The following is an 11,238-nucleotide window of genomic DNA, read 5'->3' as shown; positions in this document are numbered from 1 at the left end:
ATCGGCGTCGTTCAGAACCGATCGGATCTGGACTTGAACGCCAGCTACTTCGAGTTCCTCTGCCCCCCGACACCGATCATTCGATAAGGAAATCCTGAATTTTGAATTCAAAATTCTGAATTCAAAATTCAAAATTCTGAATTCAAAATTCTCCCCACTCCTCACTCCCATGTCTTTCTCCATTACCCCCAATAACCTGGGTTTGCAGCTCCTGGCAAACCTGCTTGGCAACACCACCGGATTCAGCAACATCACCGCCAAAGTTACAGGCGATCGACGCGGCTTCGGCGTGTTCAAAGACGATCCGTTTGGCTTACAGTCTGGCATTGTCCTCGGCACTGGAAAAGTTGTAGAACTGGCTGGCAAGAACATCTCTGATGGCGGCTTTTCACCGGGAATTAGCGTCCCACTCTCGTTTACCCCCTACCCCGATTTGGTCGGCGCAACCGGGGCAACGGGCGTTTATTGGGCGGATCTGTCGTCGATCGGGTTTGACATTCGTTCCATCTCGATCGCAGACAGCGGCAGCACGACTGGAGGATCGCCCGGTCAATTCAGCGGCTTTGATCTAGACGGCATTAAGCTGAGCCGCACCTTTGCAGCATCTGCGGCACAAGCGGCAGCCTTAACCGATTTGTCAGACCTATTTGATTTTTCGCCAGCCGGAACGACGCTAAGTTCGGGAACGCAGCGTCCCGGTGGCTTTCAGGCTCCCGACTTCTTTGGCACGGTGAATGGCAATGTCAATAATGCTGTGGCGAAGCTAGGAACGTTTGATGCCAATCCCTCCGTTCCGACTGGCACTGACGGACTCATCAGCTTGGGAGACGCGGGCAGAATTGGGTTCGACCTGACTCAGCCGATTCTAAAAGGCAGCGGTCCCTTGTTTCTGTACATTGGCGAAGCGGGCAACAACGGTGAGGTCGCTGCGGGGCAAATTAGCGTGTCCAACCGACCGATCGCCGGATCGAGCGACCTCAGCACCGACTTTGGTTTACCGGGCGACGCCAACGACGCGATTAGCCTGCAAATTGACTTCGATGTAGACAGCGAAGCGCGGAAGCTGTTCTTCCAATATGTCTTTGGCTCAGAGGAATTCGTCGAATTCGCCGGACAGTTCAACGACGCCTTCAGCCTGAAGCTGAACGGCTTCAACCTCGCTAAACTCAGCAACGGCAGCACCGTCACGATTAACAACCTGACGCCGACGCCGTTCGATCGCACCAACCCCGACTTCATCTACAATCCTGCTGGCACCGGACCTGCCGCCGATGTTACCCGCTTAGATGGCTATACCCGTCCGGTTCTGTTTGAGGGCGACTTAATCCCCAACGTCCGCAACAGCCTCACAATTACAATTCAAGACACGCGAGACGGACTGTTCGATTCAGCCGTGTTCCTGAAAGGCAACGTGGGCATTGATCGTCCCCCCAACATTGATCCGGGCAGTGGCGGTCCCGGTAGTGGTCCGGGCGGTGGCACTCCCGGCGGCACAGGTACACCAGACGATCCCTTCAATGGCGGTGGCGGTTCCACCACCACTCCTCCCATTGGTCCCGGCAGCGGCACAATCGTGTTTGAGCAGTTCGGTGGCGTTGGTCGCGGCGTGACTCCGTCGCCAGAGACGATCGCCGAAGTCGATACGCTCAAATTCTCTGGTGCAGGACTGACAGCGCGGAATCTGCTGCTGACTCAGGTAGGCAGCGATCTACAAGTCAGCTTCGAGGACTTTGCTAGTCCGATCGTGGTTCTGAAAACGTTCGCGTTGGAAAATCTCGACACGATTACTCAGCCGATCGCCTCTGAGAACCTGGCAAACATTCTGTTTGATGGACAGGTGAGTCCCCAAGACAGCTTCGACGTCGCGAACGCCGATTGGCAAGGCAGCCAGATTTTTACGGCTAGCTCGGTCACATTCCTGAATGATCTCGACAACGACGTGCAGGGCTTTGACGAGTCCAACGATGTGATCAACGGTCAGGGCGGCAGCGATCGTATCCTTGGACTTAGCGGCAACGACTTGCTGCGTGGTGGGTTGGGCAACGATACGCTGATCGGCGGTGCGGGCACAAACGTTCTAACCGGGAACGCAGGCGCAGATGTGTTCGCGCTGTCTCTGGATGGCGTGCAATTCGTGACAGACTTTGCGATCGCTCAAGACAAAATCGGACTCTCAAACGGACTCTCTGTTGCGCAACTGACGATCGAGCAAGGCACGGGAGTTGATTCTAGTAGCACCTGGGTCAAACTCGCCAGCAATGACTCGCTGCTGATGTCGCTTAAGGGCGTCACGGCTAGCGCGCTCACAACCGATATGTTTCTGCCAGCGGCGGCGTACCAATCGGCTCTATCTGCCTAGAATCATGAGTTTTCGCGCTGATCAGACCTCCGAGGTTTTGAAAACCTTGGAGGTCTTGGGTACTCGCGATCGGGCTTAAAGGCTCACGCATGCCTCTACAAGGGCTTGAGGTCGATGCCATCTGTCAGGCGCGATCGTCCCGCACCCTACAGCAGAGACAGTTCCCCTGCAACTTCTAGCCGCGTCACGTTGCTCATAATCATGAACTGCTCCGCCAGAGTTTCAGACGCCGAAGGCGTAATCCAGCCCATTTGCTTTAGTAAATGGATGGCTACTGCGTGTTTTGCCCGCTTGGAGCCGTCCATCACCTTAATCGCCAATCCCATGCCTTCCCGCAGCCGTCCGACGCACTGAATTCCTTCGGCTCCGGCTTTACTTACCAGTTCGCCCTGAGTCAGCCGCATCAGTTCCGTGTCAAACTCTCCATCCGCTGCAATTAAGTCTGGATGCTGCGTCATAGCGCGAACAATGCGCTCCAGATCAAGCGTGTCACCCGATGACAAAACGCCATACAGTGAAGCAATTTGCTGTAGCTGCATAAAATATGTGGGTGCACCACAGTCGTCGCGAGCGCTAATAAACTCTGCTCCGGGCATCCGCAGCAAATCGGAAACCTTTTGTAGAATCAACTGCTGCACCGGATGGCTACGCTGCAAATAGCTGGTGAGCGCCCAATTGCGCTGCTGACACACCGCTAGCATTCCGGCGTGCTTGCCAGAGCAGTTGTATTCCAGCGGACTTCGCTTTCCCTCAGGAATCGGACACTGTAGCGCTGTCGGATCAACATCCGCTCGCCACAGCACGTTGAATGCCTGCCGCACCTGCTCAATTTTCCCTTTGTGAGAGCTACAGATGATGGCGAGGTCTCGATCGCTCAGTCTGTACCGCTCCAGTGTGCCTGTCGTGGTTACAGCCAGCGCCTGAAACGGCTTCAGCGCCGATCGCGCAAACGTTGCGGTTTCTGCATTCCCCGCCACTAACAGCACTCGTCCCCGATTGTCACAAACAACCGCTTGGACTCGATGCTTCGACTCAACAATTCCTTCGCGCAGGAGCCGAACTTCTAGCTCTGCCGCTTGCAAACGTCTTCCCCTAGTCATGCGTATGACTCTAGCACCAGATGGGGACGAACGAGCGAAAATTTTGAGAACATGAGCCAAGCTCAGTTGGACAGATTCACCCGTGCAAATCGCTCATTCTGTAGCCACAACGTCACTTCGTCAGCAATACTTCTTTAAGCATTGACTCAAAATTTCCAGCCTAAAGCAGCAGCCATGCAAGTCCGCCGCCAAGTAGCACGATCGCCAGTGCCCCAAACGTGCGCCGGATGCGTCTTAGGACGGGCTGCACTTGGTAGGTGACGACTAAGCGGTCTTGCACCAGCACCTCATCGGGTTTTGCCCAAGACTGACCGTCATACCAGCCCGACTCTTCATAGAAAATGGTGGCGTTCGAGAGGCGCGAGTGGATATAGGACCAGCCCAGATACAGCCGCAGCAGCGCCAGCGACAGAAACAGACTGGAGCCAGCAGCTCCAACCAAAAGGAACTGTGCAGGGTTTTTGGCAGGTGGAAAACTGGCAGCAGCAACTGGACCCGCGATCGCCCAGCTCCACAGCCATACCCAAAACAGCTTGTTGAGATACCGAGGCAGCGCGATCGTGCCCCAGCAGAAGAATCCAGACTCGGTTAGCTCCCGATATTCATTCAGCGGTTGCTGCTCTGGGGGAACAGGACAGGCAGAGGAAAAAGACTTCATTGTCACGTCTTCTGGTCGCACGCGAAAACACCGTTGAGTTACAGGCTGGAAATTACTGACAGTATAAACGACTTGCCCTGACGAGACGATGGGAGAGGAATCACTCGGGCTCATACCACGCCGCCGACATTCAAAAGCTGGTAAGCTGTTTTCTCAACTGCGTACAGGATTCAGCATTGGCTGCTGCTTAAAAAAGATTTAGACGTCGCAAAGTCATGTCCTCATGCCCAAATCTCTCGCTCTATGTCTTGAATAAAGGAACTAGTTTCCGGTTTTCTTTCCTCAGGCGAGAGTCAAAATAAAGTGATTTGAGGCGTAGATTTATACGCCTTACACACCGTCTTGATCAAGCTTTGGTAGTATGATTCGGAAGGCTTAATCGCGTGCCATTTGGGTGTATAAAACTTCTGATTCTAAAAGCAAAATTGCTGAGAAATTTTTATTTCATTTACTAGATTAAGCAGGAGCCGAGGTAAACGCTGCATGTCCGAACGTCGATCGAATGCCTATCGTTATAAGTTAATCGCTCCATCTTTGGAGCAAGCCGTTGCAGTTGTGGCGGTTTTATCATTCGCGCTCGTGACAATCGTGTTTGTCTGGCGTACCAAATACAATTTAGAATTTTTCCCGATTAATGGAGCGTTTCAAACATTCAATCCGTCCAGACGAATCTGCGCTGGTGAAACTCCTGGTGCAGACTTTAATCCTTACCTTGGATTAGGAACCACGTATGTAATTGCTTTCTTAACCTACATATTTGGCTGTAACTTTGCTGCTTCTCAACTAAGTAATCATTTAATTCATGTTGTGTGCCACTGGCTCGCATTTCTAATGCTGTTCAGACTCTGTGGCTCATCTATTAAAAACGCAATTATCTTTTCCTCTTTTATTATTACTTTGTTGCTCATGGCGTTTTTTGAGCCGTTTTCACTTTATTTTATCAATGACCTTTACTATCCTGCCGACTATAGGTTTTTTTATAGCTGGCAAGAACTGATGACACCTGCAAACAGCAATCTTGGATTACGAAGTGCGCTGCCATTTATTACAAGTTTCATCGCTTTAGCTGGGCTACATTTTGTAAAAAAAGCTAAGCTGCAATCCCTTCTTTTAGGAGGGCTGATTGGAGTTCAACCATTTTGGTCCAACGACTATGGTATTCCTTCCACGATCGCTTTAATCACTATTACAATCATCTACATTGTCAAAGCTCATTCTTCAAGAAGGGCAGTCCATTTTTCTCTAGTAGCTGTCTCTAGCTTAACAACATTTTTGATATTAGGACTCGCGTTGACGAAAGGAAGATTGTTGTACTGGTTGAAAGAGAATTTTACTGGGGTTGCAGCAGATCAGTTTTGGTACTTTGATATCCGAAAATACATATTTTACCCCGGATACCTTCGGATTCAATCAGGAAAAATAATCGAGCTAGAAGACGTTGTAAACTATCTTTTTCACCCATTTTTCCTTGTCTATCTTAGTGCTTTAGCTACTATTACTTTAGCTGTTCTTGCTGCTCAAAAACCACTGGATCGAAAGCAAATTCATTACTTATTTCTGGTATATGTTGGTATGACCGCTTTTGGAGCAGGTACGCTGTCTTCCCTGGGAGGGACATTCTCTTGGAGATACTACAACACAGCTAGGCTTGTTTCCTATTTTATCGTCCCTGTAGCGATTATCTTAATTGCTCAGCGAACTAAGCTGAGCACTCATCTTCAAAAACTTTTAGTCTCCACAAAAAGGCGGTACAAAAACTCACTTGTTGACTTTACTGTAATTAGTCATCAGTGTGTAGTAGTGTTTCTATTGACTATCTTTATTGCTGAGATCCTTTCTGTTACAGTTGTCCATCTTCCCTTGACGCGTGCCTATGGGGATAATTACTTTTATGTTGAAACTTTAGGCGGCTGGCTACCAAACTATTTTAAGGCAGCGTTTCAAATTGCTGAGCAAATTAGAGACGAAACTCAAATGCTGCCCAATACTCAGCGAATGCTCTCAACATATGCATCCATGATGGATGTTGTTGTAGGGTCAAAAAATGTCACGGGAGTTGACTACATTATTCACGCGCTTGGTGACAAAGCACGACAAAACTATCTTGATCATTGGAGAGTTGCGCCACCAGAATACATCACAACCATTCGAGAGGATTTTACCGATTGGGAGAGCTGGATACGTCGCTTGAACTGGTGGTTCTATCGCAGCTTTGCCCATGATTACAAACCAGTAGTGGCAACACCTTACAATATAGTGTGGAAGCGATCTTCAACTCCTACAGCCTATGACACCTCTGCTGCTGATTGCACGATTCGCAGAGAGCGTAACAACACTGTAGAACTATCGGTGGCTATTAGAAACCGTCTCAATTCTAATAACCTCAATGAGGTATATGTTGTTGATTTAGCTTTGAACTATTACCTTGATGTGAAGCCTTCTGGAATCCCGTTTCTTGGCAAGCGGGAATTGATTAATGCAACAGAGACTAGAACGCCCTTTTCAAAACCGATCGCTTTTATTGGCAATCGGAGCTATGGATTACCACCGCGCCATCAGGACTGGCATATTCCTGTTGAAGTTCGTCCAGGAACCACCTCAACTCTAAGGCTCGTTGGGTATCCAGAGACGCGATCGACGCTAGTAGTTGAACGCTGTTCAGCTCAACTCTTTGCGCCAACTAGCACCTTTGCAGTAACAAAGGTATTGCAGCCTGCTAATATTTCTAATTCAGAGTGGGAGAAGGGTATTTCAGTTGCTTCAGGTGAGAAAGCTACTCCGCTTCCTAGCTTTATGGCAAATGAGGCTGTCGCCGCCACAATTTATCCAGGAGACACCATTACGTTTGCTAGTAGCAATTCTCGTCGAATTGTTGCAGTGGAGGGTGGAAGAGTTTGGGTTACAGGACCTGAGCTTGATCCTTTAAACGATGGCTATCCTCATTCAGCCGTGATCACCCAGAAATAGCTAAAAGGACTTTAAATGACTTCTGAGTCGCTCGGTTCACCACAGTTTAAATTTCACTGGGAACACATTGTCACTGCTTTGTTCTTGTCAAGCGCCATTGCAGTTGCTATCTCAAATCTTGTTAGTCTTGCGCCCCAAAAATACTCTCAGCTAATCACGGGAAATCTTGCCTGGAGCTTAGGGTCAAAACAACCAGATTATGCTCTGCTGGGCAGCTTCATAATCAGTTTTTTTCTAACCTATTTAGGTCTCTATCGATTATCGTCTTTTGTTGAAAAGGAAAATAAAAAGTTTGCGGAGCTTGCTTTTCGGCAACTGATTATCTACTCACTTTTGCCGTTCGGGATCTTTCTAGGTAAGAGCATCGTTAGCCCAAGCAACGGACTTGTAGCAGCCGAATCAGAGCTTATTATCTTATCGTTGATTTTAGTATTGGTATGTTTAGTCTTGGGCGCGATCGTTGCAAATAGACGCTTGAACATTTCATCTGCTCCACTATATCTAGAGATAGTCGGAGGTAGCCTTCTCTACGTTCTATTTGCGTTACTCGTTGGCAGCGCCTTGACGCTTGCCGCTGGTCGGATTAACCTAGCTTGGAAGCTAAACGATAGTGACCAGATTACGATCGTGGCACTTACTGGAGCTATTCTGTTGTGCTTGCCGCTAGCCAGAATTTGGTGGAAACTAACAGCAAATATCAGTGAATTCTGCTCAAACTTACGCTTCTTGCTTTGGGCGATTCAGGGAGTCTTTCCGCTGTTTTTCTTCATTCTGATGCCCACGCCTTGGTCCACAAAAGACGGAGCGTTTTATGGCTACCCAGTTACCCTACCTCTGCTGCTGCTGCTAAGCAGTTTTGTCTCCATCACCTACGTGCAGTGGTTTCGTTGCTTCAAAGTGCTGTCTAATAAGGTGACGGGTGGAGAAAACGCTCTTTTTGCAGTGGTGTCACCACTGTGTATGTTGGCGCTGCTTCTGTTTGTCAAAGCCCAGCCTGTGGGAGCCAGCACGATTCCGCTGGATGATTATCACTGGGGCGAGTTTCTGCTGCCGTGGTGGCTGTCGCAAACGTTTCATTTTGTTCCGTTTTGGGATTATGAACCAGCACGGGGACTGATTAACTATGTGCCTGGATTTCTGGCAACCTTATTTCTTGATGGCACTGCTGCTTCTCACTGGGCAACCGGAACACCCGCCAACCCACTGCTGCTGCTGCCTTACTTAACCCTTAGCTATCTTGTTATTTCCAGACCGATCGGCGCGCTACCCGCGTTTCTGGCACTGCTGCTGATGCCCACTGGCAACGGATTCTCTGAAATTGACACGATACTGGCGGTATGCCTATGCTTCTTGAGCAGCTATTTTCTTAAGCAGCAGTGGGTTAAGTGGTTGGTAGCGTGGAGCACGATCGGCCTGGTCCTGCTGCTGTTTTCGCCTGGTCAAGCAGGATTGCTGCTGCTGTCCACGGTGCCATTGGCGGCGTTTGCTCTATTTAGGGCAGTGCGGACGGATCGTTGGACGCTGATCCGCGTGGGCTTAGGCGGAGGGTTGCTCCTGATTGTGCTGTTGTTGCTGACGCCGATCGGCAAAATGCTGTTTGGTGCGGTGCGATATGCGATCGAGCAATCCTCGATTAACTCGATCGCCTACGGCACTCCGTGGGCTGACAGTTGGGGGACAAATCCCGTTCTTAGCTATTCGCTGTGGGAAGCGCTACGAACGGCGTGGATTGGGGTGGGGCTGTTCGCAGGCTTGCTGCTACTGCGGGCAGTCGTCGATCGCGCTTGGACCGAGCGACAACGAGTCATCGTGTTTACGCTGCCGATCGTGCTGCTGACCATTTTGTTTATTCCGCGTGCTGCAGGACGCATCGATCCGGCTAGCCTTTCGCGTCTGGGAAATGCCAGCATTTGGGCAATTTGTCTGCTGCTACCGATCGTGCTAATAACTGCATTTGGACAACGCGCTCAGGCGCGATCGCTGCTAATCGTGGCGCTGCTCGGTGGCGCGATCGTCGGACTTCCCAGTGCAGAGGCGTTGATCAGTAAGCCTATTCGCACAATCGATGTGAGTTCGCTAGCGTTTGTGAATGCGGTTGAACTGGGATTTCCCGCAATGGGACCGCAGGTGACGATCGATCCCGCTCAGCTAAAGCGGCTCCAGACCATTCGGCAGGTTCTAGATACAGCGCTCGATCCAGGAGAAACCTATTTAGATTTAACCAACCGCAACGCTCAATATTTTTACTTGGGGCGTCCGCTACCAATTCAAGCAGGCGCGTTCTACAATCTACCCCATCGCAATCAGCAGATTCGTGCTATCCAGAAATTAGAGACGGCTCCCCCTCCGGTAGTTCTAGTTGCCGCTGAAGCCATTCTGCACGATGGTGCAGCCTTGCCGCTGCGCGCTCATCTGCTGTATCGCTACGTGACCGATCGCTACGTCCCGATCGCGGTTGGAGAGCAGGTTTACCTCGTACGTCCCGATCGGGTAGAGCGATTAAACTCCCGCTTAAGTGGTGCGACAAAGCCTGTCACGGTAGGAGCAACGCCTGCTGATCGCTTGCGGCTGTTGGATCAAGCGTTTCGGACCAAGGATTTAAAGAAGCTGCCTCGATCGTGGGGACAGTCGTTTGAGTCGCTGCGCTCGGAATTGCACCCTGTAGCCACGATCGACGGAGCCGTCAATCCGGTGATGCATTCCGTAGAGAAAACTGGAGAAACGAGTTATCGAATTACGGGCAGCGATCCCTACCTCATATTTGACATCACCAACTTGAGCCTGAATGGCGATCGAGCGGGTGTGCTCGCGTTCGATTTTTCCTGTCAGCCGCAGCGGGCGGTTCCGACGCTAGAGGTTTACTGGAGTAGCCAGTCGATCGGCGGTCCCGATGAAGAAGCCGTCGTTCGCTTTTCTGCTAGAAGGGGTAAAGTGCTTGTGCCGCTGGATGCTGCGCCACGCTGGCTATTAGCAAAGGGTATTCAAACCCTACGAATTGATATCGCTGATCCAGCACCCTGCTCGACGTTTTCGCTGTCGCAAATTTCGTTCTTTCAGCGATCGAATTTGTCTGAACTTCCTTAAGCCTTAAAATTCCGCAATAAAAGCTCCCTCTATCCGTCATTACTGATGCATAGAGGGAAGCACGTTACATCAAGCGAACACTCAACACTCAGGGAAGCTCGATCGGGCTTGGAAGACTGATAGCCATATCATCTTCCATACGGGCGACTGTTACAGCACAAAAAGCAAACGCTGCCAGAAGCGGCACTGGAGACGCAATGAAGTAGGTATAAATTGCAGCGATGACAACGCTAAACACAGCGCATAGGCTCCATATCCGTTCTTCAAAGCACAGCCCTTTCTCTGCCTTGATTGCTTTAAGAACTTGTGTAGGAATCGGCACGGGCATCACCGCGTTTGGAGGAAACGCCCAGTAGCAGGAGCACTCCTGAAACCAATCAGTCCAGCCATTATCGTGGCACCATTCTTCAATCCATTGGGCGGAGTAGTGATTCATAATCTCGAAATCTCAAAGAACGTATGTCAAGCGCGAAGGAATGGATTCAACGACGGTTCAAATATCAAACGACTCATCAAGTGATCGAAGTCAACTGACGAGCCGCTACTGTTGTTTATTTACACTATCAAAGGCGCTGAGGGTGTGATAGCTGAAGACACTAAAATTTACGCTATCAGACTATCCCGAAACATTCTGTAATGTCGTAATTTTGGGTAAGTATTTTGTCCTATTTTGTACTAAATTCTGTAGAAACCAATGGCTGAATCCTACTGTAGACAGAGGTTTCACGGATTAGCGCCTAGAGTTAGACCTACAAGGTTGTTCATCAAGATTAGGGTAATTGCTACGATCGCCTTGTTCGGCTTTCTGAGCTAATTTTTTAGGCATTACGCCTCTATTGAACCCTATTCATGGCATCTGCCAAACCTACTTCTGCCAAGATTTCTCCAGCATTCGCTTTGATGCTACAAGTTGTACAAATGCCCTGCTTAAAATCGGTGAATGCACTCGTTAATGCATCACGCTATTGCATCATTGGGTTTACTGAACGTACGGCTTACTGCATTCGATCGATCGTTCGATACTGAATTGCTTCTGCCACATGGTGCGTTTGCAGATCTGCGTCGCCCGC

The 11,238-nt window shown here is 49.9% G+C and carries 6 protein-coding genes; 3 read left to right on the top strand and 3 right to left on the bottom strand.

What is annotated here, in order from left to right; all coding sequences use genetic code 11:
* The first annotated feature begins 169 nt into the window (after nt 1-169).
* Nucleotides 170-2,359 carry a choice-of-anchor L domain-containing protein gene (locus H6F43_RS21840; RefSeq protein WP_199290190.1) on the top strand — a complete coding sequence of 730 codons (2,190 nt, stop codon included), beginning with the start codon at nt 170-172 and terminating at the stop codon, nt 2,357-2,359.
* A gap of 146 nt (nt 2,360-2,505) precedes the next feature.
* On the opposite strand, the gene H6F43_RS07125 is transcribed toward H6F43_RS21840, so the two are convergent.
* Both H6F43_RS07125 and H6F43_RS07120 read right to left on the bottom strand, forming a co-directional pair.
* Entirely contained in the window at nt 2,506-3,459 is a 954-nt protein-coding gene (locus tag H6F43_RS07125) for an asparaginase (RefSeq protein ID WP_190342067.1), read from the bottom strand.
* A gap of 160 nt (nt 3,460-3,619) precedes the next feature.
* Nucleotides 3,620-4,117 (bottom strand): CGLD27 family protein, encoded by a 498-nt coding sequence (locus H6F43_RS07120; RefSeq protein WP_190342065.1) that lies wholly within the window; start codon nt 4,115-4,117, stop codon nt 3,620-3,622.
* A 483-nt stretch (nt 4,118-4,600) separates the two neighbouring features.
* Between H6F43_RS07120 and H6F43_RS07115 the strand changes: the two genes are divergently transcribed.
* A complete protein-coding gene (locus tag H6F43_RS07115; RefSeq protein ID WP_190342063.1) occupies nt 4,601-7,084 on the top strand; it encodes a hypothetical protein in 2,484 nt (827 codons plus the stop codon).
* Between the two features lie 474 nt (nt 7,085-7,558).
* Nucleotides 7,559-10,168 carry a hypothetical protein gene (locus H6F43_RS07110; protein ID WP_190342061.1) on the top strand — a complete coding sequence of 870 codons (2,610 nt, stop codon included), beginning with the start codon at nt 7,559-7,561 and terminating at the stop codon, nt 10,166-10,168.
* Nucleotides 10,169-10,256: 88 nt separating this feature from the next.
* Here H6F43_RS07110 and H6F43_RS07105 read toward each other — a convergent pair whose 3' ends face one another.
* Nucleotides 10,257-10,604, bottom strand: a complete 348-nt coding sequence (locus H6F43_RS07105) for a hypothetical protein (RefSeq protein WP_190342059.1) — start codon at nt 10,602-10,604, stop codon at nt 10,257-10,259.
* Nucleotides 10,605-11,238 lie beyond the last annotated feature (634 nt).

It is taken from the genome of Leptolyngbya sp. FACHB-36 (assembly GCF_014695955.1).
GTDB lineage: Bacteria > Cyanobacteriota > Cyanobacteriia > Leptolyngbyales > Leptolyngbyaceae > FACHB-36.
The sequence above is the reverse complement of the archived record's forward strand: the minus strand, read 5'-3'. Positions and strand labels throughout refer to the sequence as shown.

Excerpts from the sequence above, each read along its gene's own strand:
- H6F43_RS21840 (WP_199290190.1), top strand. The coding sequence starts at position 170 with ATGTCTTTCTCCATTACCCCCAATAACCTGGGTTTGCAGCTCCTGGCA.
- H6F43_RS07125 (WP_190342067.1), bottom strand. The coding sequence starts at position 3,459 with ATGACTAGGGGAAGACGTTTGCAAGCGGCAGAGCTAGAAGTTCGGCTC.
- H6F43_RS07120 (WP_190342065.1), bottom strand. The coding sequence starts at position 4,117 with ATGAAGTCTTTTTCCTCTGCCTGTCCTGTTCCCCCAGAGCAGCAACCG.
- H6F43_RS07115 (WP_190342063.1), top strand. The coding sequence starts at position 4,601 with ATGTCCGAACGTCGATCGAATGCCTATCGTTATAAGTTAATCGCTCCA.
- H6F43_RS07105 (WP_190342059.1), bottom strand. The coding sequence starts at position 10,604 with ATGAATCACTACTCCGCCCAATGGATTGAAGAATGGTGCCACGATAAT.